Source organism: Propionicimonas sp. T2.31MG-18, assembly GCF_964266745.1.
Taxonomy (GTDB): Bacteria; Actinomycetota; Actinomycetes; order Propionibacteriales; family Propionibacteriaceae; genus Propionicimonas.
The window spans coordinates 1-22,169 of the sequence record NZ_CAXWGX010000031.1 but is presented as its reverse complement, the minus strand read 5'-3'; the positions used below and the strand labels follow the sequence as shown (position 1 = coordinate 22,169).

The following is a 22,169-nucleotide window of genomic DNA, read 5'->3' as shown; positions in this document are numbered from 1 at the left end:
GTCCCTAGCGGCTGGTGATCGTGGTGAGGTCGAAGCTCAGGGTGGTCGCGTTCTGGGCCACGCCGGAGATCGTCGCCTTGGTGATCACCAGGTTGGGAAGGGCGAACAGCCAGATCGCGGCCGCGTCGTCGGCGAGGTAGCGGACGGCAGCCTTCATGCCGGCGTCCGCCTGCTCCTCGGTCGGTGCCTGGTCGGCGGCGTCGTACAGCGCGGCGAACTTCTCGTCCCCGTAGTGCCAGTAGTACTTCGGGTTGGCGAACTTGCCCAGGTCGCGGGCCTCCACGTGGGCGACGATCGTCATGTCGTAGTCGCCCTTGGTGAACACCTCGTCCAGCCAGCGGGTGAAGTCGAGCTCCTCGATCGTCACCTTCACGCCGACGTCGCGCAGCTGGGACGCCACGAACTGCGCGGACTTCACCGCGTACGGCACCACCGGCACGCGCAGCCGCAGGCTCAGGCCGGACGCGTAGCCGGCCTCCTTCAGCAGGGCCTTGGCCGCGTCGGGGTCGTAGGCGTTGGTGGCGCTCAGGTCCTCGTACCACGGGTCGGTGGGCACGGCCATGCTGCCGATCAGCGTGCCCTGGCCGTTCCACACCGTGTCGAGCAGGGCGCGACGGTCGATGGCCCGGGTGAGGGCCTGGCGCACCTCGAGCTTCGCCAGCGCCTTGTTGTCGTGGTTGAGCCCGAGCACGACCTCGCCGTTGGTCGTCCCGCTGATCGTGGTGAACTGCGTGGTGTCCGCGAACTGCGACAGCGCGTCCGGCGCCTGGAGGTTGGAGATCACGTCGAGGTCGCCGCCCAGCATGGCGGCGTTCATCGCGTTCGGATCGGTGAAGTAGCGGAAGGTGACCTCGTCGAAGCGCGGCGGGTTGCCCCAGTAGGCCGTGTTGGCCGCCAGCACCACGCTCTGGCCCTGGTTGTGCGCCTTCACCGCGTACGGGCCGGAGCCGGCGCTGGTGGTGTTCAGGTCGCCGGTCGCGGTGGGGTCGAGCATCATGCCCAGCGTCGACGACATGTCGTAGAGCCACATCGTCGAGGGACGCAGCAGCGTGATCTGCACCTGGTTGTTGCCGGAGGCCTGTGCCCCCGCCACCACCGCGAGCTGCGCGCGCAGGGTTTCTGTGAGCCGGGCGTCGCCCTTGAGCCTGGTGATGTTGGCGACGACGGCGGCGGCGTCCACGGGAGCCCCGGAGGCGAACTTCGCGGCAGGGTTGAGGTGGAAGGTGTAGACCCGGCGGTCGGCGCTGACCTCCCACGCCTGGGCGAGGAGCGGCTTGATCTCGCCGTTGGTGTCGACCTTCACCAGGGTCTCGTAGACGTTGTAGAGCAGCACCTGCGGGATGGACGCGGCGGTGTTGTGCCACGGGTCCATGGACGCGGGTTCGAGCGTCGCGCCGACCGCCAGGGTGCGCAGGGGCTTCTCGGTGCTCTGCGGGCTGGACGGGGTACACGCCGCCAGGACGATCGCCAAGGCGAGGCCGAGCACGGCCGCGAGGGCACGGATCGGTCCGCGGTGGGGACGCCGGGACGAAACGGCGTGCATCATCTGCCTCCACTGGTGTCTCGCCCCGCGACGCGCGAAGGCCGCCAAGAGTCTAGCGGAGGGGCTCCCGGGGCCCTCCGGAGGCACTCTCGGCCCCTCCCGATTTGGGGATCGTGGGACTCTCGCCTAAGCTGGTGAAGCCGACGCGGGGTGGAGCAGCTCGGTAGCTCGCTGGGCTCATAACCCAGAGGTCACAGGTTCAAATCCTGTCCCCGCTACGAACGCCAAGAGGCCCCTGACTAGGGAACGAACTAGTCAGGGGCCTCTTGCGTTGCACGCCCGGTGCAATCTCCATGCAATGAGGCTCCGTGAGACCGAAGGAGCCAGCATGACCCAGCCCACACTCCCCCAGGCGCTCGCCGAGCCGCTCGAGCGGGCGCACCTCCGCCCCATCGTCGTCGACGACCTCGGCCATGACGCGCTCGTTCTCCACCGCTACGGGCTCGCGATGATCGATGCGGCAGCACTCGCCGAGCGCGCCGACAAGCTGGTGTCGTGGCTCGAATCGGTGCTGCCGGTGCCGGCCGTGGCGGTGGCGTCGTGATCATCTCGGACGAGGCGCAGGTCACCTTCGACCTCGCTGGCGTCGTCGTGGTGCCGGTCGCTGGCCTGAACTCTGACGCGGTCCTCGAGTGCGTCGCCAAGGTTGGGAATCGCGCGCTCCTGCTGATCAATGCCGACCTGACCGAACAGCGGCTCACGGAGGCCGCCGATTGGGTACTCGGCGAGGTCGCGGCACGGCTCGCCAAGGGGGCGGCGTCGTGATCATCTCTGATGAGGTACAGGCCACCTTTGACCTTGCGGGCGTCGCTGTGGTGCCGGTCGCGGACCTGAACCGTGACGCGTGGCTCGAGTGCGTCGCCAAGGCCGGGGGTCGCGAGGTCTTGATGATCGATGCCGGCGTGACCGAAGAGCGGCTGGAGGAGATCGCCGACTGGGTGCTCGGCGAGGTTGCCGCCCGGCTCGCCCGGAATGCGGGCCAGTGATGGAGGGGCCGGAGGATCTCGCGGCCATGGCTGGCTTGCGCGTGGTGTACGTCGACGGGCTCGGTGAGGATCTCTACGTGCCTGCGGCTGGCCTGCTGCTGGTCGACAGCGATGCGACGGATGATGACTTCGCGGCAGCGATCGATTGGGCGATCGAGGAGGCGATGCAGGCCCTGACGGTCGACGCGTTCTAGCTTGGGCACGGCCATTAGAACTCAAGACAGGCCGGGGGCCTGCTGGCGTTCTATGGGGCGATGATGTAGGACGAATCGAGAATCCCGGCGCCACCGGTGAGGATGCTCGGGCTGGCGTTGGCCGTCCCCGTCCACGACGGGATCAGGTCGTCGGCGTCGGGGCTGTAGCTGCCGTCGAAGTAGGCATCGACGCTGGAGACCTTCTCGTACAGGGCGTCGGTCATCCACACCGCCTCGCCGCCGGACGTGACGCCGGACTGCGTCGAGACGAGTTGCGCGGAAATGCCCATGTTCGTCGCGCCGGAAGGAACGGTCACGGTCACACTCGGCCGAGCCCACCCGCCCGCCGAACCAGCCTCGGAAGATCCCGTCATGGCGCTGCCAACCTGCACGTTGGACGCGTCGAAGAACAGGACCGCGACAGAGGTGGTGAACGCGACGCTCGCCTTCGAGTACGACGAGACTGTCCACACCTCCCCTGCTGTGACGGGAACCCGCTGCGCCACGCTCCAGGCCGACAGGCCTGCCGCGTACACCGACGCGATGGTTGCGCTGGGGCTGGTGGCCGCTCGGGTGAGCTTCCGTGCCCCGGTGCCTGCCCGCCGCCCGCCAGTCGCGTCGTAGCTCGACACGTAGAGGGTTCCGTTGTTGGTGATCCAGCCCGTGGTTGACGTCGGATTAGGAATGGTCGCGTAGTTGCGGCGCACCTCTGCGGCGTCGTCGAGGATGAACAGCCGCGAGTAGACGTCCGGGCTGGTTTGGAAGGTCACCATCCAGCCGTCGTCGGTGATGTCGTCGGTGATGCCTTCGACGATGAGGGTGAGGGTGTCGGGCAGGATCGCGGCGGGCAGGTCGGTGATGGTGATGCGGTCGCCGATCCTGACGGATGCGAGGGTGGCGCGGTCGGCCTCGGTGGGCAGGGTGGTGATGTCGTAGACGGCCTGTGAGAGCCGGGCCTTGGTGTTGGCGGTGTTGACGATCCAGTCGGCCATCCCGCGGTCGCGGTAGCGGCTGGCGTTCACGCCTTCGATCGCGTAGCTGACGCGCCGACCGTCCGCGCGGGTGGCGGTGTAGGTGGTGCCGTCCGTGGCGGTGGAGGTGCAGTCGGTGATCCATCCGGCGTCGCTGGTGGCCCATTCGATCGAGGGGTCGACGGTTTCGGCGGGCAGGGTGATGGGCGTGCCGGAGGTTGGGAAGGAGATCCATTCGAGGGTGCCGTCGTGGTTGTCGCGCAGGCGCGCCCCGGCACCGATTGCGAGGGCGGCGACGACGTCGGCGGCGTCGCGGTCCTCGAGGAGCGGCAGGACGCACTCTCCGACCGTCGAGCCGGTGATGGTGGGGCCGCCGGCCCAGGTCGACAGTTGGCTGATCGCGGAGACCGACGCCGGGATGCGCGGGGCCAGGAGCACCGGAGCCCATGACGTCGTCTCGTTGTAATCGACGATGAGGTGGCCGGCCGAGAACGTGGCTCCGCCAGACAGGGTCGGGCAGACGACGACCTTCTTCAGCCCGTAGCCGCTGAACGAGCTGGACGTCGAGTACGGCACGCCGTTCGAGCCGATCACCCGCAGCTCGGTGTACTCGAAGCCGCCGGAATACCACACGCGAACCGAGACGACAGCCGGCCAGAACGAGGCCGACGTGCCGGGGGTCACATCGAAACCGGCGCCGTAGTACTGGAGCTTCGTCCCGTCCCACGACAGGTAGTGCGGACCGAAGGTGTCGGTGATCTCCAGGATGTTGCACGACGCGGACGGCTTGCTGATCGCGATCGAGACGCGCCAGTGGTAGCCGTCCGGCATCTGCGGAATGGTCGCGGTCAGCTTCCGCTTGCCCGAGGAGCAGGTGAACAGCGGGTGCGGGTCGCCCTCGTCGAGCGGGAGCTTGAGCGTGCCCGCGTCCGCGCTCACGCCGTTGTCGACAAGGTCGCAGTCACTGAACTTCGACGATGCGGTGCCGTCGACGTCGAGCCGAGGCCAGTAGTGCGTCGGTGGGGTCGCCGCGCTCCGCACCGCCTGCTCAGAGGCCTGCCAGAGCGTGTAATCCGGGAATGCGCCCAGGGCGCCGGTAGCGGTCACCAGGCAGATGGCGGAGTGCGCGCCCGGGTCGTTGACCCTGACCGACCACTGCTGGACGGTGCCCCAGAATCGCGGCTCATAGGTGCCGTCGACGAGCATGGAGACGCGGATCCCGACGTCGGCGACAACGTTCGGGTAGTAGGGCGAGGTCGGCAGGTCCGGGGAGAAACGGCCGTCGTCGTTGATCAGCACCAGCTCGAGCACGCCGGGACTCAGGACGTCGCCGTACTCCCCATCGCGGCCGTGCTCGATGCGCAGGGGTTCGGCGGACAGGTCGACGTAGTTGGTGGGGCTCGACAGGTTCTCCCAGGTGGAGCCGTCGAAACAGACCTCAACGCGGTGTTTCGTCGAGGGGGACCATTCGGTCATGCGTCACGAACCTTTCAGCCGACGTCGTCGGGCTCGCGGGGAATGTCGGTCAGGTCATGCGTGCGGATCGTCGATCCGGCGTCGGTGAGCGACGCCAGCTCGAGCCACAGATACGCCCACAGGCGCGCCCAGGCGGTTTCGTTGTAGGCCTCGGCCCGGTCGCGGTGCGCAGCCAGGTCACGGAGCACGCGCGGCCGGTTCGGGAGGGCGGCGAGGATCGTCTGAAGGTCGCTCATGATGCCTCACAATTCACCACGGAGAGTCGCGCCGGGTTTTCTTTGTCGCGGGGGGAGATGGACATCGAGAGCGGTCTTCGTCGCTCCGATCGGCTCAAAGAATCGAACACCCTCTGCGTTGACAAGGGCATTCGCTTCGCGGTACGGCCCGCGTTCGATTCCAAGGCCCGCCGCGGCATGGCTTCCATAGTGAATGTCTCACGCATGCCCGCTTCCATGGAATTCCTCAGTGCCGGGACGGCCGTGCCGAGCTGCCGCTTGGCTGGCAATTCACCGCTCGGAACCTCCGACCTCTGTGTGTGTAAGGACTTCGAGAGCGGTCTTCCGCTGTCTCGCGCGCCCAAAGAATCGGCGTCATCCGTAGTCGCAGCGGCATTGATCAGCGGGCAAGGGGTGCCGGGGCGGGCTTCCCTAGTGAATGTCCACCTCGCGCCCGCCTCAGCCAATTCCTCATTCGCGGCCTGCGCCTGCACCACCAGCCGGGGAGGGGGAAAGGGGAACCCCTCCCCGGCTGTGCGCGGCGCACACCACGACCGCCGAGGGATCACGGAAGATCGCTCGGGGGCTCAATCCCCATGGCCTTGAGCTGTGCGTCGATCTCGGCGATCTCGGCACGGATGCGGTGAAGGTCCCGGGCGGCGAGCTGCTCGAGCTTGAAGCGCGGGTTGCGGGTGATGTTGCGCAGCACCCATTCCTTGCGTGCCGTGCTGTGGGAGGAGCCGACCGGCCGACCCCACGATTCGGGGTAGACGCTGCCGCGTCCGACTCCGCGACCGCTGGCGGTCTCATAGGTGCCCATGGGTGTGTCCTTTCAGTGAATGAATCCGACCGGAGGCGCCGGCTTCTTCGCGCGCGCCTTCCGCGCGCCCTTGATGCGGGCAAGGAGTTGTGCCGCGGATCCGCCTGAGAGGCGCCACGACACGAACAGGAGCGTGAGCCCGGCCGCCAGGAGAACCATGGGCGGCCAGATGAACCACGCGAAGGCGGCGAGGGCCGAAAGGCCGACGATGTCGAGCGTGGTCGCCATGGGGATGCGCTTCATTCGGGATCCACCAGAGTGAGGTTCATCATCGGGAAGTTCTGCGCGCCAGGCAGTCCGTCGATGCTGACCGCGCCGAGCTGCCGAGCAACCTCGGCAGGCATGCCGGCCTCAGCCTTGGCTACGGCCTTCCATGCCGCCTTGCGGGCGTCGATGACCTGAGCGAAGCCCGCGGAATGGTTGAGGCCACAGGCGAGGTAAGCCGCGGTGTAGACCTCCTGCCGGCGTCGCTGCGCCTCGGCGACCGCGTCGGCAAGCTTCTCGGCCTGAGCCTGTCGCCGGGCCTCCTCCGCTGCGGTCTCGGCCTCCATCTCCTCCTGAATCCGGTACGCGGTCGGAAGGTCGACGGAGGGACGGCCGGCGTGGTCCGGCTTCACGACTACACGTTTCGCGCGGAGCCAGTCGTTGAGCGCGCTGTTGAGGATGAAGTGCGGGATGCCCGGCACGTCGGCGAGGGGCACTCGAACCAGCTCGGCCAGGTTGATCGAGGGAGTGCGGGCCATGGTGCTGCCTTTCGGTTGAGGTGTCATGCTGCGATCGCGCCTGCGATGTGCTCGCGGATTGCCGTGGAGTCGACGAGCCAGACCCCGGCCTGCTTGCGCCCCCCGAGCCGGGGAGCCAGGCGCCGGGCGGTGCGCTCGGAACACTCGAGCATCTGTGCGGCGGTTGCGATGTCCACGAAGCCAGCATCCTGAATGGGGCTGTTTGGGCTGTCCGTCTGTCCGCGCTCGGCCACGCCCTCACCTAGCACGATCTCCAGTCGCGCCCATGCCACGGACGGGGACAGCCCGATCTGACGCCGGTACTGCTGCGCGAACCTGACCGCCTCGAGGGTCCGGGTCACGGCCGCGCCAGTCAGGAGTACCGCGTCCGCCGGCAGGCGCGTGGCGGTGTCGACCGTCTGGCTCATGCGATCTGCACCATGCGTCCGTGGTGGTCGTCCCATCGCCACGCCGGGACGCCCAGCCGCTTCGCAGTGGCGGCCAGGGCGGCGAAGTTGACCGGCCCGGTGATGTGCCCGGCCCGGGAGTTGCGCATCCGGTCAACCCGCTGGCCGTCGTCGTCGAGGATGGCGATGCGACCGCAGTCGCGGCAGCGCTGGACGATGTCGCCCTCGGCGCCCCGGCCCTGTGTGACGTTGCCCCGGGCGCAGTCGGAGGTGTGGCGGATCTGGTCGTCGGCGTTCATGGGCTGGTCCTCTCGGGTTCTGGTGTGTGGGATGGTGCTCATGCCACCCAGCCCCCCAAGGGGCGTGTCACATCTGTCTCGTTGTCACATTCGGGTTCGGGCAGTTGTGACAACGTGACACTTGTGACAGGGGTATAGAGGCCCCGGGACGGATTTAGGATCCGGCTGGCGTCGGTAGCGCGCCTGAGGTAGCGGCGCACGGTGGCGTCGTCCATGTGCAGGGCTGCCGCGAGTTCTGCGGAGCGGATGCCCTCGGGGTGGCGGTTCACCTCCACGACCAGCTCGGCCATGCGATCGCCGACGCCCTGTGTGGTGGCGTTCGTCCGCGCGGCGTTGGCGGCTTCCTCGAGGTCGCAGCCGTCGAGGAGCCAGAGCCCGGAGCTGTCGAGGGTGAGGGAGTAGCTACCCTCCTGCGCGTCCCGGCTGGTCACGCTGACGATCGCGGAGTGATCCTGCCGCTCGCGCCGCAGCACCATGACCGTGTCGGCCGCGCCGGCGATCCCCTGAGTGCCGCTGACGGCATCGAGGAAGTCTGCCGACTCGGCCTTACGGGTGTGGTGCACCACGATCAGGGAGGAGCCGGGGCAGGCGTCCGCCACGCTCTTGAGTGCGCTTGTGGTCCGGTAGTCGCGCTGGTAGGTGGTCTCGTTCGGTGACGCCGGAGGCATGGCCCTGCCGAGCGTGTCGAGCACCACCAGGGGGTGTCGCTCCGCGTAGAGGTCCATGAACTCCGACAGCGTCGGCAGCATGGCGCCCGGCTGCACGACGGTCAGGAAGTGCAGCGTGCCGGGAGAGGACGTGACGCCGATCGACCGGAGGCGAGACTGGAGGCGCCTATGCCCGTCCTCGAGGGCGAGGTAGAGCACGGGGCGCTCGTCGACCTTGATGTGGCCGAACGCCATCCCGCCGGCAGCGCAGGCGACGCCCAGCCCCAGCACCATCCACGACTTGCCGATCTTCGGCGGGGCGGCCAGAAGGGTCAGCCCCTCGGGGATCAGGCCAGGCACCACGTACTCGACGGGCGGGAACCGCTGTGCCAACAACCACTTGGCCGACACCATCGCGCCGAGCCGGGAGTCCTCGAGTTGTTCGCTCATAGTGCACCAGCCCGCCACGGGTCGCCGCCAAGTGCGCGAAGCCAGGCCTCACCCGTGGCGGTGTCTGGGGCCTCCACAACGACGGATGCATGCCGGCCGTGCGCTTGAAGGTCGAAGATCCCCGCCATGGGCAGCCAGCCCCCCGGCGGCACCCTCAGTACCACCTCGCAGCCGGGCCGGGCGTCCATCGACGCGTCCCGGAGTCGCTTGCTGGCACTCTCGTCAGTCAGGCCGTTGAGGTCGATCACCAGGCGCGCGCGGAGGCTTACCTTTGGCGAGACGTCCGATAGGATGTCGTTAGCAGCAAGCGAAGCATTGTCGGCCGCCCCCGGCCCGGGGCGGCTTTGCTGTGTGGTCACGCGACGGCCGCCCCGTCGATGGTCGGAATCGGTCGCATCATCCGCTCCACCTCGGCGAGGTCGACGCGAATGAGGCGGGGGCCGACGCGATAGCCGGCGATGTTGCCGCTCGAGATCCAGCGGCGAACGGTCTTGGTAGAGACGCCCGCATAGGTCGCGGCGCTAGCGATCCCTACCCAGCGGTGGTCGGTGGGCGAGGGAGGATTCTGGGGCTTATACAACGAAGCACCTCCAAGAGTGCAGCACAAGGCCGCACCCGCTGAGGTGCTACTTGCGAATATAGCCCTCCAGGGAAGATATGTCCAGCCGTGACACCCCAAGGTCGACGATGCGCTGGACGATCGGCATCTTCTCCTGCCTGAACTCGACCGTCAGCCCGCACCGCGGGCACTCCAGGCGATAGCGGGCTCGAGTGCGCCCAGGAGCCTTGAGGGCCTCCCTGAGTGTCGCGGCTGGCGTGTTGCCAATCAGCGTCGTGCTGCCGATCATGCTGGGTGCGGAGGGGTAGATGGTTCCAACCAGAACCACATCGGGCGCGTGCGACTCGTTGGCGCAGACGATCGCCAGTGCGTCGTCGAACAGCCGGACGAAGGACTCTGAGCCACGCCCCAGGTCGTCGACGTGCCCCGCCAGCTCCCGCATTCCCCGGGCCACCCTGCGGTAGAGGTCGTCGCGCTCGCCCACGGCTCACTCCCCCGCCATCTTGGACATCTCGTCGGCAATGATCTTGTCTCTGCCCTTGGCGGTGTTCTGATACCGCATCGCGGCCGCGAACGTGCTGTGGCCCATCCGATATCGCTGGTCCGCCAAGGTGGCGCCCGCAGCGCCGGCGATGTGATTCCCGGTGTGCCGGAGGTCATGCCAGCGGAGATCGGGACGCCCTGCGGCCTCGCGGGCGGGGTAGAACCAGCGGTAGAGCGTGGAGGACGCGAGTTGCTCGCCTGAGTCCCGCCCAACGAACAGCAGAGAGTCTTTCGCTGGGGGCACGTACCGGCTCAGGTGGTGCTCAACTGCCGGGAGGACGTGCGGCGGGATGTGGATATCGCGAACGCCCGCTGCCGACTTCGTGGTGCCCACCAGTGGCGGCTCCCCCGGCAGTCGTGTAACCGCCCTCCTGACGTGAAGGAGGGCGGCCGCGATGTCGACGTCTCCCCGCCGCAGCTCGAGCAACTCACCCTGCCGCAGTGAGCACCAGGTGGCGAGGTCGACAGCGAGGCGGAGGCGCTCGGGCATGTTCTCGCGGATCACCCTGAGTTCGTCGAGCGTGGCAGGCTCCGTCACCGTCTTCCTCTTCGCGGCACCCGCCCCTCGGATGAGGCACGGATTCATTGGGATGATCTGCTCCTGCACGGCCGTGCTGAGGATCGAGCGCAGAAGCGAGTAGGTGTGCGCGCGCTGCGTCGGCCGGTTCGGGCCAAGACTGGTGTGCCACTGCCGAACCATGGTCGGCGTGACGGCGGGCAGGCGAACGGATCCGAGCTCGGGCACGATGAAGCGATCCAGCAGGCCCTGATAGAGCGCGCGAGTGCGGGGCTTCAGGTCTCTTGAGCGCAGCCAGCCTGCGGCGTAGTCGGCCAGGGTGGGCGGCAGGTTCGCCTCTTCGTGAGCCCGGCGGAGCTTCGGCGGCAGCCAATCCGGCTGGCCGACCCGGCGGTGTTCGTCAGCCAGCCACCGCTCCGCGTCCACCTTCGCCTCGAACGTGTGCGGTGCGTAGTGCGTCGCGGCGTCCGGGCCGACGTAGCCCGCCTGAAAGTACCCGGAGGGCAGCTTCCGAATGCGCCCGAATGCCCTCATGCCGCTACGTGCCGCCATCGGCTCGCCCTTCGTCGTGCCATCTTCGTGCAATCCATAATGGCACGCGAGTCCACTTGTGTCCAAACTAGCGAACGGATACAGTGTTGCGCGTTACCTAGTCAGGGCAGTCTCACTAGGGGAACAGCCTGTAGCCGAGAGGCCACATGCCACAGGTTCAAATCCTGTCCCCGCTACGAAAAGAGGCCCTGACTAGATAGATAGTCAGGGCCTCTCAGCTTGTTCGGGCTCGTTGGTTGTCGAGGCTCGTTCGCAACCTATTAGCAGGTTATGACGCAGGAACGAGCCGCAGAGATCCCTGGCCCCTCGGTCCGATGCGATTGAGTCCAGACTCGTCGTCAAGACAAGGACGGGCCGAGTGGTGAGGAAGCCAGCGCCAATCCCCCGGTGGCCGGCGGATGTGGCCACACGCACCGTTCGAGGACGCCAAAAGGTTACGCGGGGGGTAGGACTACCGCTCCATCTTCCGCATCATGGTGGCCAGGAATAGCGTGATTGCATCAGGTCCGGATTCACGTCCCGTCCTGGACCACCGCACTCGTTCAAGGGGGAAATGGGATGCACAGGCTCATCACGGCAGGACTGGGTTCGTTGATGATCGCAGGATCACTTCTGGTGGCAGCGCCCGCACAAGCCGTCACCCAACACTGCGACACGTCCTTGTTCCCGAACAAGGTGGAAGTCAGTGGCGACAGCGCCACCGTTCCCACCCATCTCGACCTCGGCACCTACGTCTGCCTCAAGGTGGGCACCAAGGTGACCTACGACTACGTCGACTACGACGGCACCGTGAGCAACCGCGACGTCTACAACCAGAAGGGCAACCTCCAGGGCATCAGCTACTACGCCTGGGGATACAAGCCGTCCTGACGACGGCAAGGGTCACGACCACCGGCGGCCGCGGGTACTCCGCGGTCGCTTGGTGTCCGGGCTCTGCACGCGATGCTCCGCGGGCCACGCGGAGACGTCCGGCAGGATCGGGAGGACACCGGGGGCGTCACTTCTATCCAGCGCCGCCGCCTCGCATCCCCATACCAGCACTTGAGGGCGGTCGAGCTCGGGGCTTCAGCCGGCGTCAGCCCTCGCACACCGCGACAGGGATCTCGCGATACCAGATTGGTATCATTCTTGTATGGCGATGACCCTGCGGTTGACTCCCGAGGACGAACAAGCACTCACCCTGCTCGCCGAAGCTGAGGGTGTGAGCAAGCAGGAGGCGACCGTGCGCGCGATCCGTGAGGCCGCCTCGCGTCGGCTGCGCCGCGACAAGCTCACCGCGCTCTCGGCTGCAGCGCGGGAACGTTACGCCGACCTGCTCGATCGTCTCGGCCAGTGATCGAGTACCTGAGTCTGGAGGACGTCCTGAGTCTGATCGAGGACCTGCGAGTGGGGCCGATCCGCGACATCGGCTTGCTCGACTCGGCAGTGCACCGGCCCCAGGTCAGCGTGTTCGGTACCGATGCCTACCCCGGTGTCGACAACAAGGCTGCGGTTCTGCTTGAGTCGCTGGTCCGCAACCACGCCCTGATCGATGGGAACAAGCGGATCGGCTGGCTGGCTACCGTGGTGTTCTACGGCCTCAACGACATCACCCTCGAAGCCCCCGACGACGATGCCTACAACCTGGTCATCGCAATCGCCAGCGGCACCACCACTTACCAGCGAGCAGCCGAACTCCTCGCAGAATGGCACTAGCCGACTGCGGCAGATGAGGTCGCGGCCGGGCAGCCGGAGGCTACCGTCCGCGGCGCGGCATGTGGGGACGTGACGCTGCTGGCCGGCTCTAGCCAGGCAAGGCCGTCGGCTGGACCCGTGGCACCTTGATTCCTGATCTAGCGTTCACGCTCCCATGAGGTGCGGTGGTGGCCGCGGAGGCTCGGGTTGGGGTCATATCGCGGGTTCCCCTTTCCGTGCGGCGTAGGGTGCGTGCATGCGCGTCCGCACAGCCGTGGCCGCCATCTGTGTGGTGGTCCTAGCCGCCTTAATCGCGGTGCCGATCGTTCGCGAACGGGGCGAGCTGCAGGCGTTTCAGGATGAGGTCGCCGCGCTCGCGCTACCAGCAGGTGCCACGCGGGTCGCGATCGCCAGCGCTGTCGGTGATTCCGGTGGCAACGGTGATCAGTCAACGCTACGAGTGGTCATGGTGGTCGAAGCGCCCAGCGCGAACCCCGACACATTGCAGCGCTGGTTCAGGACCCGAGCGATTGCCGTACCGCAGTACTCGTGGGTGCGCGACGGCGAGGATCCCCCCGTCTTCGTGCGTCCTTGCGAGAGCGACGAGTACGAGTCGATGGTCAGCTTCCATCTGACATTCGCCGACTTGAGCGGGCGAGCCGACTACCGCGATCTGTACTTCGTCGAGTTCATCACGTAGTCGCGCATTTCGGAACTCGCGCCGAACCATCCGCCATGGAGTTCAAGCCGCATCGGAAGACCAACCGCTTGAATGCTCACCCGCACTTCCGCGCGAGGCGCGGCATGATCGTGCGTTCACATTGGGGCCGGGTCCAGTGCGTGCGGGTTCATCCGGGGAGTGAGGCCGTCCGCGTGACTGCCCGCTCGACGAGACCTGGCTCACTCACATGTCGAGACGTTAACTCCGCGAATCGTCCAGCGATGGCCAGGGGACCCACGAGGCACCTCAGCCACCGTGGCTCCGGAAGTTGGGGTGGCGATCCAGCCATAGGAGCCGCATCCTGTTTCGCTTGCTTCGACGTGAATGGTCTCCTCGGGAGCGGAATCACGGCGGAAGGACGACCGGTCCAGAGGGCGGAGGATGGTGGGGAGCTGGTGAGGTTCTTGACGTTGAATGTTGGCTCGACTACGTCGTATCCGAATGCGAATGCAGAGAGCGCGAGGGTCCCCGCGGACGCCAACGAAGACCGCGCCCAACTCGTCGCCAGTCCTCGCATGCCGCGAGCCGAGTTCGCCCAGGCCAGGCCACGAGCGAGCCTGAGGCCACAGGCGTTGGTACATAGGGCGGTCTTGCGGTCCTTCCGACAACCTCAGTTTTCGACTACGGGATCGAGACTGTGTCGTGCCAGCAAATCCTGCCCGGGTCCTTAACTGTCGTCCCGTCTCGGTCAATGATGACCCATTGGCTGCTGCAATCTCCTTTACCGAGGAGCATCAGCGACGTCACTCCATTTGGAGGGATGGTCTCATGGTCGCCGTTCTTAACCAAATCACGTCTGCTCAAATAGAGTCTCACATCTGTCTTGTTGTCGAAGTACACCGCCATATCCAATGAGTTCTCGGCTAGGCAGCCGCCCAATAGCAATGTTGGAATAGTGGCGGCCACGGCCACGACTCTGCGCATAGTTCGTCCGTTCCTTACTTGGCTTCATGATACGTCCGGGTGGCTGAGCCGCAGGACTGGGTCCCGGTGAACTCTCTGTGGAAGGCGCGTCCCTTCGGTGCTCACGGGGGATAGTTTGGGGGGACCGGAGAAGCAGGAACCCATGAAGCTCGCACGCATAGCGCTCGCCACGGCCGCCCTCGCATTGACTGTGACGGGCTGCGGCCTCGAAGGTGCACGTCCGAGCATCTGGCTCCAGAACAACTCCGATGTCACCGTCACGTTGCAGAAGGTCACGCGGGACGGCCCACTCCTGCCCGTCACCGCCACGCCACACACAACGGAGAAGAGTTCCGGCTCACCCGCCAAGGGGCACTGCCTCACCAACTGGGAGATCGTCGACGAGAAGGGCAATGTCTTGAAGAAGGTCGACCAAGTGTGTGCCTCCGAAACGGTCGTTTACCCCTGAGGCGTGCGAGAGCGATCCTCTCGCAGGACAGCGGCCCTTCACGCGACTGTCGACGTCCAGTCTCGTCCCGAACGCCCGTGCAGTTCGCGGCGGGTGAGGTCGCGGTAAGAGAGTGCGCCTCCGGCAATAGGATTCCGTGCATGGCAGTAGTACCCGAGCGATTTCGCGACTCGATACGTCGAGAGCTCTCCGACCTCGTGGCGGGCACTCGGCCTGAGTTAATGACCTGGGTGGACCGGTATGGCAAGGAGAAGGCGGTCCTCATGCCTCAGCCGGAGGAAATCTGGACACACGATCGAACTGACTTCTTGGCAAGACCTGACGGCTCGGTTTTCGTTGTCCTGCCGCTTTGGACGGCCGAGGAATCCCCGAGCGACCTCAGCGCCGAGGTGGACGTTGCTGCTAACGGAGTCTCCACGATCGTCGACGTGCGCGTCCTCTGATCAACACCGGCTCGTCGGGCGGGCGTACACGCCCAAGCTTCTCAGCGGCACCCGTCGCGGCAGATGAGGTCGCGGCCGGGCAGCCGTGAGGCTACCGTCCGCGGCGCGGCAGAAGCGGATAGTTCGAACTACTCCAGCAGTGCCAGTCGAGCGATGCGGACGAGGCGCCCGTAGTAGGGACGCGCATCAAGCGGGAACGAGTCGATGGATCGCTGAAGCTGGTCGGCGGCCTCGCGAAGCCGTGATCTCTCGAACGCGGAAAGGGAACCTGCTCGAGTCGCCCAACCGTAGATGTCGGCGCCGATCATGACGGCGTCCACCTCGCCGTAGTTGATCCCCTTCTCCACTGACCTGGGGAAAGGGGCGGACATGTGAAGACGCATCTCGTCGAAGAGACTCTCGGCCATTCGCCAAGCGTAAGGGCGGCGAGCCGCTCCCTCTATCGATCCGGCCCGGGTGCGGCAGAACCGGTCGTGCCCTCGGGACCGGAGCCGTGTGCCACCTTCAGATCTCGCGGTCCTCGTCCGACATGTTGCTTGAGACCTGTTCTTGGGCGACCGCGAGTTCCGCGTCGGTGTAGCCCAGCCCACGCGACCACTCGATTGCCGTCAGCAAGTCGCGGAGAGCCTGTTTCTGCGCCGGATGCGTGTAGGGAAGTGTGGACTCGTCGGTTGTTAGCAGCCAATCCATCAGCACGAGAACTGAGCGGTCCCACACGCGGAGACCAACGAATCCCGGCTCGGGCTCATCCATGTGCAGATGTTCGCACACCCGGCTCATGGACGTGATGAGGCCGCGCGGACGGCGGCAATTGAGGGCGGTTGTGCTCGGGTGACCGGCAGCCGGAAGGCTACCCTCACACACCACGGCATGAGCGGATGGCTACCAGTCGGGATTCAGACGACCCGCGTCGTACTCCTTCAGGGTCATCTCTGCATTGAGGCGGTTCAGTCCCGCGTGTGCGTCGCTCGCGATTGCTGTGAGCACGTCTCTGGCCCTGGGCTCGTCCCAATGGAGTGCATGGCTGGCCGCCCAGAGGCGAACCGTGACGCGTGTGTCAGTGAGCAGGGCTGCGATGACGGCTTGGCCCTCCTCGGACTTGGACAGGTCTCGCCTCGCAGCCTGAAGTCGGTCGACCAGACGATTCCAGCTCCGAGGGCGCGGAGAGTCCAGCCCAGCGTTGCCTTCCATATCGGCCATCTTTGCCAGGGTCTCCACATAGACCGTCCGTGCATCATTCATGACGCTATGTCTACCGGTTGCCGGACACTGCCGTCGGCAACATCGACTGCACCCGGTGCGGCAGATCCGTGCGTTCTTCACCCAGGGGATGCTCGAAGAAGCTCCGCCAACGCTTCGAAGGTCCCCAATTGGAGCGATGAGGCCACGTACGCCAGCCGATCCGCGGTCCTGCACGCCTTGGTCTCCATCGCGCCAGCGATGTCGTGGGCGTCGAGATGGATGCTCGACGGTTCCTACCCCACGTTCGCACCGCCTTGCCGACGATCTCGGGTGACTCCGACGCGGGCTTGGTACGATCGCGGCCCGTATGTCGATACGGCTCTCCACCCAGTCGTCGGCGAGTCCTATTCCATAGAATCCTCGCGACTTCGAGGGACTACCAAAGTACACAGGACAGCGTCCACAACGGATCCCAAGATTGCAATGACTCCCAGAACCAATGAGATAGTCGCTCCTGTGCGTGAGTTCGCGAAGTACGCCACGAGCCCCGCCAACACCAAGACCGCAACCCACATAGCGAGCCACCCGCTGTGCGTCTCCCCAAAGATGCCACGGAACCGGATGCTAGTGAGCCGACCAGCAAGCGCCCCAATCCCACGAATCAAGGGATCTACCTTCTCTACTCGTCGACTATCGTGGCACCGGCCATCGTACCGATGTGGCCGAACACGCTGCGGAAGAACGGCCCCTGTGCAGAGCTCGGCTCTTCGGCCCCGGCGGTGTCGAGTACCACCACGTGAGCACCCTTGATCGCGTGGAGGTCGAGCGGCTCCTCACGTTGGACGAGCTCGACGCGGTCCAGGTCGAATGTGGTGCCGGTATCGCGCAGTGGGTGGGTCCGGCCGAAGCGCGCCGTGTGTGGCTGGGTATCTCCGGGGGTCCGCGGGACGTCGAGTGGTGCCCGCCGTCCGAAGCGCGCGGGAGGCAACAGTACGAAGCGGAACTGTGGAGGTCGGCCGACGGCCACCACGTCATGGTCTTCGTGAACGAGTAGTCGAACGACCCCGATCTGCGGCAATGCAGGGGGCTTCGAGAACCTGCGTGAACTGCTCGCGGGGCAACGCCAGCGGGCTAGGCTCGAACTTGGGCAGAGGAGGCGCGTCGGTTCATGACTCGTGTTCGTGAGTGGTCTTCACGGCTCTCGAGCATGCGAGTTCGCGGGTTCTTTGGCGAGAGCCATAGCGGGTGGATCCTGGTCGGGCTGGCTGTCTGTCTGCTCGCAGTTGCGATCGCATTCATCGCCAGCTCTCGAGAGACGGTCATGGTAGCGATGGTGCTTTGTATCGCCGGTCCGATCGGCTTGATCGTGGATGGAGTGCTGGTCGCCAGGAGGTCGCACGAGGACTGAGTTCCTACATCCCGATGGTCTGACGCCCAAATAGCCGCCTCCCGTACGACAGCACGTCTTCAAGTGGGCCCGATCGATGCGCGGCAAAGTCGGCCGTGGCGCGGCGCAAGGCCGGGTCTACTTCCAGCCGTCTCGAATGCTCTCGGACGACCCGCGTCTTGCCTTGCCGGCTTCTTGGCCGTTGCCTTGCCGCCTGTTCGGCCGCGCCGACGACCGCAGCGGTCGGCGGACTGCCGGTCGGGCTACCGGGTGCCGCCTGCGTCTCGAGCTCGCTCCATCGCAGTGCGCCAACCCCAGACCTTGTGGGTCACGCCAACACCAATGTCGAGGAGGTTGGACTGAACTCCGTTTGCGAGAGCCGCGCTGCCGACGACTTCGGCTCCGCCGTCGGTGAAGATCTCGATAGACGTCAAGCCGTGCTCCACGAACTCCAGACCTGCGATTGCTTCCGCAGTGGGTTGCTTCTTCCCTCGCCACGGCAACACCCCGACGCCGAGGGTCGTGCGAGCTCCTGGTCCGGTGCGTCGGAGGGTGGAAACCTGCAACACCGCCCAGTCGCCGTCGCTGTCCGAAATGGCGATCAGATCGCCAACCTCCAGCCGAGTGGCGGACTTAGGGGAGAACGGGAAGTCACGCTTGGGCACGGCTAAGTCTCTCGCGGCATGGATGGAAGTGCGCGCTCATCGGCAACATCGAACGTGCGCAGCGCGGCAATTGAGGGCGGTTGTGCTCGGGTGACCGGCAGCCGGAAGGCTACCCTCACACACCGCGGCAGAAGCGGTCGACTGCTACCCGCCGCTGGCGCGAGTCGCGACCGCGCTCGGAGCGTCCAACGTGTGTCGACACCTAGTGTGCTCAGCGAGTTGTCAGCCGTGGGTGCCACGATGATGAGCGGCGTTGAGGCCGAGGCCGAAAGGAGAGTGAGCCCCTGTGTCAGCAAACTGGAACCAAGGATCGGCAGGCGAGGAACTCGCGCAACTCGTCGAGTATGTGAGGGCTCTTCAGGCGAACGCTGAGACACTTCTGTCTGATGCCGACCTCCTCTTCTTGCATCAGCGGTGGGCGCGCGCAATGGCGCTTGCTGTGTTGGCGCTGGAGGAGGCTGGCAAGGCGGTACTCGCCACCAGCCGGCTGTTTCCGGACGATGATCTTGCCGAGCTGAAGGCGACACGACACGAGGACAAGTTGTTGACCGCATCCTTGGTCGAGATCGGCTTCTTCAGCGAGTTGGCAGAGTTCCGCGCAGATGCCCGTGCCTTGGACTCGACGGCGCTTCACCGCGAGAAGTTGCGGGCGCTCTACGTCGATTATCGAGATGGCGCACTCAAGTGCCCGTTGGTAACGAAAGAGCGTGCGGAGCAGGTGCTCACCGACGCAAAGCGCCTCGTCCAATGGTTGGGGAGGACCTACGCCCAGGTTTCTCCGGAGGCCATCGAATGCGCGCAGCAGCTCACGGCAGCGCTGAGTCCGGCGCTCGATCAGTACGTGATCGACAAGGGCGAGGAGGCTGGACTCGACCTGGCGCGCAGGATCGTCGATTGGGCCCACAACCTGGGCCAAGGCGAGGCGGGCGCGGCTGATATGGCGCCGCGCATGGAGTCAACGCTTCATGGGTGAGCTGAGTTGGCTCGCAGGCGGCTTGCGGGATGAGAGTGACATCGGGACGACCCTGTTGGTCGTACGGTGTCCGGTCGCGACCGGAGGTTCGCGCCGGTGGCGGCGCTACGGAGGCTGATGGTGAGTGCTCAGGGGATCGTGACTGTGCCATGCCAACAGAGCCTCCCGGGGTCTTTCACGGTTGCGCCGTCTATGTCCGTGATCAAGAGCCCTGATGTGCACTCGCCTCTATCGACGAGCCGCAACTGGGTAGTCTTGAGCGGATCGATGCGGAGGTATTCGTAGCGAACCCCGGGAGCGGTCTTCAGCCGCACCCAGAGCGTCCTGTCGGTCTTGTTGTCGAAGTACACCACCGTGTCGAGGGAGTCCTCGGCGAAGTTCACACAACCCGCGAGGCAGGTAAGCGCCAGAACCGAACACGCACCTGCAAGAACTGACCGCGCTATCAGTCCTCGGGTTGACGTCATTCGACCTCCAGGCAATCCCTTTGCGCCGCCAAGGCGCCGGTCATGCAAGTGTGCTCTGCCGTCCTCGAGGAAGACAGACCCCGGTAGGGCGACATCGAAGCCGGGTCGGCGTGGGCTTCGCCGCGCTCGCGACGGGCGGCAACTGGGGGTGGTTGTGCTCGGGCACTCCAGCCGGAAGGCCAAACTCGCACAGCGCGGCGAAACCCGGATGCTTAGTCGTCGTCCTCTGTCGTCTCTCGCCAGTCCAGAGTCTCTCCCATAACGAGTTCTGCAAGACCGAGCTGGGCCCAAGGTCAGCGACAATCGCTGAAATGCCCGCGATCCACCCCCACGAGCCGCGGCAGAAGCGGTCATTTGGCAGGGACCGACCGAAGGGGGATTGAGACGCCGACGGTGCCGTAGCCTCTAGTCGTGGCTAGCGGCGACGGCAACCGGGTGATCGAGGGGTTCAAGGGCGCCGGCTGGGTCCTGCTGGCGATTCTCTTTGCTCCCGTTGCGCTGCTTGCGCTGCTGCTCCTCGGGGTCCAACGGCTGGCGGTTCGCGTCCGGGGCGACTTTAGGCCCTTGATTCCGACGAGTCCGTTGGATGATTCAGACTTGGACGACGCCGCAGCCGCGGCACTCGCATTCGTCGAGAGTCTGAAGTTGGCGGTGCCCGGCACTGTCGAGACCGTCCCCGATCCTGACTATTGGCCGCCGGGTGAACACGACGACATGACTCTCCCGCACGCCATCGCGCTGACGGCACCTCGTCTGGCCGGCGAGCAGGTATTGGTCAGCTGGGACGCTCCCGGCGGTGATCTGGTTCGGGTTGAGTTCCCCCCGCTGCGTGCTCCTGTTGGGTTCCACGACTGGTACGTCGGCGACGGCGTGAGCGAGGTGTACTGGGTCGCGAAAGGCCTGCTGTCCCAAGGTGCGCGATACGCACCGAACAAGACAGGTCGGAAGCGGGCGTGGATTCACGTCCCGGAGGCCGGTGGCTGGACAACGCTCGGCGTGACGGCACCCAAGAGCTCGTTCGAGCCAGACTGGTACGAACACGCGCCAGCCGACGGCCAGCAACCTGACTAACCCAAACGAATCGCGCCAGCCGCTGCAGGAGTGCGCGTTTGTCGTGTACGACTGTTGATGCCCCGGGATACTGGCCTGCGTGAGGCGTACGAGCGGGAACCGTGGGGCGGCGCTGCTGGCTGTCTCATTTGTCGGCCTTGCGTCTACCGCTGGCTGCGGGCTCGTTGCGGAGGAGTACGAACGGTATCCGTCCCCGGACGGCGATCGGACCCTGATTGTTCGCAGGTATGCAGACTGGATCGACCCGATGTACCCGCTGCAGCTTCAGCACGGCTGGACCACGATGGATTTGGGCTGCGTCAATGGGGACTACAGCGGAATCAACGCGGTTCAATGGCTCGACAACACGACGCTCCAGATCGATCTGTCGGACGGAGGCGACAGCGACATCCCGATCGTTGTCGGCTTTGACGGCGGCGTGAGCGTCAGCGGAGACCCGGACGACCTGCTCCACTCCTGCTGACCCTTGTGAAGCTTCCGTCCGCGGCGCGGCATATCCGGATCTTGGCCGGCATTGCATCGCGGTCCTATCTCAGCCCTTCTCAACCGTTCAGAACAGCCGGCTGTGGCTATGCCAGGTGACCGGCCGCACCAGCGTGCACGGGCTCGTGACATCCACCTGGATGACCAGCCGGTGGTCGATGACGGCCCTCGCTAGGCTGCTGCGGTGTACGTGGACGAGCGGCATGCGGAGCCTGGCTGGGCTCTGCTTGCGTGGTTGGCCAGAGTAGGGCTCGCTCCGCTGTTCCTGGCGAGCGAGTTGTACTACCGCTTCGCCGACTCCGTTGCTGCCGCGCGATCCGATCTGGACCCTTCGCTACCGCCCGACCCGGTCTCGACTACCCGATTCGTGTCCGACGCGATGGCGGCGCGAGCGCTCCTCGCCGCCCTGCTTGATGTCGTCCCTGACGCCAAAGAGGTGCCTCCATCTCCTGACTGGGCCAATGTCGATCCTGCCGGTGCCTTAAGGGTGGTCGCTCTTTCCTCACCCCGGCTCGATGCGGAACAGATCCTGGTCTCCTGGGATGAACAGGTGCCGGCCCGAACCTTCGTGTGGCTGGAGTTCGAAGGTCTAGCCAGCGGGGATCCCATCGAATGGGGCGACGGTGAGGATCTTCGCATCGCGTTCTGGACGACGGTCGGCATACTCCGCAACGGAGCCCGGTACCACCGCGACCGGCGTGGATGGGAATGACACTCTGATTTGGCCCCACTGTGACGGTCTGATCTGGCCCCGGCCGCGACACTCCGGGGTGGTTGTGACGGTCTGATCTGGCCCCACCTGACGCTGGTCGACGGCAAGTTCGTCGATG

The 22,169-nt window shown here is 65.9% G+C and carries 32 protein-coding genes and 1 tRNA gene; 15 read left to right on the top strand and 18 right to left on the bottom strand.

Features of this window, described 5'->3' with window-relative positions:
* Window positions 1-4 precede the first annotated feature (4 nt).
* Entirely contained in the window at window positions 5-1,546 is a 1,542-nt protein-coding gene (locus tag ACFQQJ_RS17745; RefSeq protein ID WP_377108618.1) for an ABC transporter substrate-binding protein, read from the bottom strand.
* A 141-nt stretch (window positions 1,547-1,687) separates the two neighbouring features.
* On the opposite strand from ACFQQJ_RS17745, the gene ACFQQJ_RS17740 reads away from it, so the two are divergent.
* The 5 genes from ACFQQJ_RS17740 (at window position 1,688) to ACFQQJ_RS17720 (ending at window position 2,723) form a co-directional block, all read left to right on the top strand.
* Window positions 1,688-1,761, top strand: a tRNA-Met gene (locus ACFQQJ_RS17740).
* A 110-nt stretch (window positions 1,762-1,871) separates the two neighbouring features.
* Window positions 1,872-2,087, top strand: coding sequence for a hypothetical protein (locus tag ACFQQJ_RS17735; protein WP_377108616.1), 216 nt, complete (start codon window positions 1,872-1,874; stop codon window positions 2,085-2,087).
* Window positions 2,084-2,308, top strand: a complete 225-nt coding sequence (locus ACFQQJ_RS17730) for a hypothetical protein (RefSeq protein WP_377108615.1) — start codon at window positions 2,084-2,086, stop codon at window positions 2,306-2,308. The genes ACFQQJ_RS17735 and ACFQQJ_RS17730 overlap by 4 nt, the downstream gene beginning before the upstream one ends.
* Window positions 2,305-2,529 carry a hypothetical protein gene (locus ACFQQJ_RS17725; protein ID WP_377108614.1) on the top strand — a complete coding sequence of 75 codons (225 nt, stop codon included), beginning with the start codon at window positions 2,305-2,307 and terminating at the stop codon, window positions 2,527-2,529. The genes ACFQQJ_RS17730 and ACFQQJ_RS17725 overlap by 4 nt, the downstream gene beginning before the upstream one ends.
* Window positions 2,529-2,723: a hypothetical protein gene (locus ACFQQJ_RS17720; protein WP_377108612.1), complete on the top strand. Its 195-nt coding sequence runs from the start codon at window positions 2,529-2,531 to the stop codon at window positions 2,721-2,723. The genes ACFQQJ_RS17725 and ACFQQJ_RS17720 overlap by 1 nt, the downstream gene beginning before the upstream one ends.
* A gap of 50 nt (window positions 2,724-2,773) precedes the next feature.
* Here ACFQQJ_RS17720 and ACFQQJ_RS17715 read toward each other — a convergent pair whose 3' ends face one another.
* From ACFQQJ_RS17715 to ACFQQJ_RS17665, 11 genes are all read right to left on the bottom strand, one after another.
* Window positions 2,774-5,170 carry a hypothetical protein gene (locus tag ACFQQJ_RS17715; protein WP_377108610.1) on the bottom strand — a complete coding sequence of 799 codons (2,397 nt, stop codon included), beginning with the start codon at window positions 5,168-5,170 and terminating at the stop codon, window positions 2,774-2,776.
* 14 nt (window positions 5,171-5,184) lie between these two features.
* Complete coding sequence (locus tag ACFQQJ_RS17710) at window positions 5,185-5,406, bottom strand: hypothetical protein (RefSeq protein WP_377108609.1); 222 nt, start codon at window positions 5,404-5,406, stop codon at window positions 5,185-5,187.
* A 544-nt stretch (window positions 5,407-5,950) separates the two neighbouring features.
* Window positions 5,951-6,205, bottom strand: a complete 255-nt coding sequence (locus tag ACFQQJ_RS17705; protein ID WP_377108608.1) for a hypothetical protein — start codon at window positions 6,203-6,205, stop codon at window positions 5,951-5,953.
* A 12-nt stretch (window positions 6,206-6,217) separates the two neighbouring features.
* A complete protein-coding gene (locus tag ACFQQJ_RS17700) occupies window positions 6,218-6,448 on the bottom strand; it encodes a hypothetical protein (RefSeq protein WP_377108606.1) in 231 nt (76 codons plus the stop codon).
* Window positions 6,445-6,948 carry a hypothetical protein gene (locus ACFQQJ_RS17695; RefSeq protein WP_377108605.1) on the bottom strand — a complete coding sequence of 168 codons (504 nt, stop codon included), beginning with the start codon at window positions 6,946-6,948 and terminating at the stop codon, window positions 6,445-6,447. The genes ACFQQJ_RS17700 and ACFQQJ_RS17695 overlap by 4 nt, the downstream gene beginning before the upstream one ends.
* A gap of 23 nt (window positions 6,949-6,971) precedes the next feature.
* Window positions 6,972-7,355, bottom strand: a complete 384-nt coding sequence (locus ACFQQJ_RS17690) for a hypothetical protein (protein ID WP_377108604.1) — start codon at window positions 7,353-7,355, stop codon at window positions 6,972-6,974.
* Window positions 7,352-7,633, bottom strand: a complete 282-nt coding sequence (locus ACFQQJ_RS17685; protein WP_377108603.1) for a hypothetical protein — start codon at window positions 7,631-7,633, stop codon at window positions 7,352-7,354. Before ACFQQJ_RS17685 ends, ACFQQJ_RS17690 begins: the two co-directional genes overlap by 4 nt.
* Window positions 7,634-7,671: 38 nt before the next feature.
* Window positions 7,672-8,730 carry an AAA family ATPase gene (locus ACFQQJ_RS17680; RefSeq protein WP_377108602.1) on the bottom strand — a complete coding sequence of 353 codons (1,059 nt, stop codon included), beginning with the start codon at window positions 8,728-8,730 and terminating at the stop codon, window positions 7,672-7,674.
* Between the two features lie 355 nt (window positions 8,731-9,085).
* Window positions 9,086-9,310, bottom strand: coding sequence for a helix-turn-helix domain-containing protein (locus ACFQQJ_RS17675; RefSeq protein ID WP_377108601.1), 225 nt, complete (start codon window positions 9,308-9,310; stop codon window positions 9,086-9,088).
* 46 nt (window positions 9,311-9,356) lie between these two features.
* Window positions 9,357-9,773, bottom strand: coding sequence for a hypothetical protein (locus ACFQQJ_RS17670; protein ID WP_377108599.1), 417 nt, complete (start codon window positions 9,771-9,773; stop codon window positions 9,357-9,359).
* A gap of 3 nt (window positions 9,774-9,776) precedes the next feature.
* Window positions 9,777-10,934 (bottom strand): tyrosine-type recombinase/integrase, encoded by a 1,158-nt coding sequence (locus ACFQQJ_RS17665; RefSeq protein WP_377108597.1) that lies wholly within the window; start codon window positions 10,932-10,934, stop codon window positions 9,777-9,779.
* 525 nt (window positions 10,935-11,459) lie between these two features.
* On the opposite strand from ACFQQJ_RS17665, the gene ACFQQJ_RS17660 reads away from it, so the two are divergent.
* The 6 genes from ACFQQJ_RS17660 to ACFQQJ_RS17635 all read left to right on the top strand — a co-directional run bounded on the left by ACFQQJ_RS17660 (window position 11,460) and on the right by ACFQQJ_RS17635 (window position 15,111).
* Window positions 11,460-11,771: a hypothetical protein gene (locus ACFQQJ_RS17660; protein WP_377108596.1), complete on the top strand. Its 312-nt coding sequence runs from the start codon at window positions 11,460-11,462 to the stop codon at window positions 11,769-11,771.
* 262 nt (window positions 11,772-12,033) lie between these two features.
* Window positions 12,034-12,237 carry a CopG family transcriptional regulator gene (locus ACFQQJ_RS17655; RefSeq protein ID WP_377108595.1) on the top strand — a complete coding sequence of 68 codons (204 nt, stop codon included), beginning with the start codon at window positions 12,034-12,036 and terminating at the stop codon, window positions 12,235-12,237.
* A complete protein-coding gene (locus ACFQQJ_RS17650; RefSeq protein WP_377108594.1) occupies window positions 12,234-12,596 on the top strand; it encodes a type II toxin-antitoxin system death-on-curing family toxin in 363 nt (120 codons plus the stop codon). Before ACFQQJ_RS17655 ends, ACFQQJ_RS17650 begins: the two co-directional genes overlap by 4 nt.
* Before the next feature lie 235 nt (window positions 12,597-12,831).
* Entirely contained in the window at window positions 12,832-13,275 is a 444-nt protein-coding gene (locus ACFQQJ_RS17645; protein WP_377108592.1) for a hypothetical protein, read from the top strand.
* A 1,087-nt stretch (window positions 13,276-14,362) separates the two neighbouring features.
* Complete coding sequence (locus ACFQQJ_RS17640) at window positions 14,363-14,668, top strand: hypothetical protein (RefSeq protein ID WP_377108590.1); 306 nt, start codon at window positions 14,363-14,365, stop codon at window positions 14,666-14,668.
* Window positions 14,669-14,808: 140 nt separating this feature from the next.
* Window positions 14,809-15,111 (top strand): hypothetical protein, encoded by a 303-nt coding sequence (locus ACFQQJ_RS17635; protein ID WP_377108589.1) that lies wholly within the window; start codon window positions 14,809-14,811, stop codon window positions 15,109-15,111.
* 128 nt (window positions 15,112-15,239) lie between these two features.
* Here ACFQQJ_RS17635 and ACFQQJ_RS17630 read toward each other — a convergent pair whose 3' ends face one another.
* From ACFQQJ_RS17630 to ACFQQJ_RS17610, 5 genes are all read right to left on the bottom strand, one after another.
* The gene (locus ACFQQJ_RS17630) at window positions 15,240-15,518 is read right to left on the bottom strand and encodes a hypothetical protein (RefSeq protein WP_377108587.1); all 279 of its coding nucleotides are present in this window, start codon (window positions 15,516-15,518) and stop codon (window positions 15,240-15,242) included.
* A gap of 97 nt (window positions 15,519-15,615) precedes the next feature.
* Window positions 15,616-15,864 carry a hypothetical protein gene (locus tag ACFQQJ_RS17625; protein ID WP_377108585.1) on the bottom strand — a complete coding sequence of 83 codons (249 nt, stop codon included), beginning with the start codon at window positions 15,862-15,864 and terminating at the stop codon, window positions 15,616-15,618.
* A gap of 129 nt (window positions 15,865-15,993) precedes the next feature.
* Window positions 15,994-16,353 (bottom strand): hypothetical protein, encoded by a 360-nt coding sequence (locus tag ACFQQJ_RS17620; protein ID WP_377108584.1) that lies wholly within the window; start codon window positions 16,351-16,353, stop codon window positions 15,994-15,996.
* A 619-nt stretch (window positions 16,354-16,972) separates the two neighbouring features.
* Window positions 16,973-17,320, bottom strand: coding sequence for a hypothetical protein (locus ACFQQJ_RS17615; RefSeq protein ID WP_377108582.1), 348 nt, complete (start codon window positions 17,318-17,320; stop codon window positions 16,973-16,975).
* Between the two features lie 623 nt (window positions 17,321-17,943).
* A complete protein-coding gene (locus ACFQQJ_RS17610) occupies window positions 17,944-18,345 on the bottom strand; it encodes a hypothetical protein (protein ID WP_377108581.1) in 402 nt (133 codons plus the stop codon).
* A 286-nt stretch (window positions 18,346-18,631) separates the two neighbouring features.
* Here ACFQQJ_RS17610 and ACFQQJ_RS17605 point away from each other — a divergent pair, with 286 nt between their 5' ends.
* Window positions 18,632-19,318, top strand: a complete 687-nt coding sequence (locus ACFQQJ_RS17605) for an AbiV family abortive infection protein (protein WP_377108579.1) — start codon at window positions 18,632-18,634, stop codon at window positions 19,316-19,318.
* A 128-nt stretch (window positions 19,319-19,446) separates the two neighbouring features.
* Here ACFQQJ_RS17605 and ACFQQJ_RS17600 read toward each other — a convergent pair whose 3' ends face one another.
* Window positions 19,447-19,701 carry a hypothetical protein gene (locus ACFQQJ_RS17600; RefSeq protein ID WP_377108577.1) on the bottom strand — a complete coding sequence of 85 codons (255 nt, stop codon included), beginning with the start codon at window positions 19,699-19,701 and terminating at the stop codon, window positions 19,447-19,449.
* A gap of 495 nt (window positions 19,702-20,196) precedes the next feature.
* Between ACFQQJ_RS17600 and ACFQQJ_RS17595 the strand changes: the two genes are divergently transcribed.
* The 3 genes from ACFQQJ_RS17595 to ACFQQJ_RS17585 all read left to right on the top strand — a co-directional run bounded on the left by ACFQQJ_RS17595 (window position 20,197) and on the right by ACFQQJ_RS17585 (window position 22,051).
* A complete protein-coding gene (locus ACFQQJ_RS17595) occupies window positions 20,197-20,856 on the top strand; it encodes a hypothetical protein (protein ID WP_377108576.1) in 660 nt (219 codons plus the stop codon).
* Between the two features lie 247 nt (window positions 20,857-21,103).
* Window positions 21,104-21,319: a hypothetical protein gene (locus ACFQQJ_RS17590; RefSeq protein WP_377108574.1), complete on the top strand. Its 216-nt coding sequence runs from the start codon at window positions 21,104-21,106 to the stop codon at window positions 21,317-21,319.
* A gap of 204 nt (window positions 21,320-21,523) precedes the next feature.
* Window positions 21,524-22,051 (top strand): hypothetical protein, encoded by a 528-nt coding sequence (locus ACFQQJ_RS17585; RefSeq protein ID WP_377108573.1) that lies wholly within the window; start codon window positions 21,524-21,526, stop codon window positions 22,049-22,051.
* The last annotated feature ends 118 nt before the right edge of the window (window positions 22,052-22,169 follow it).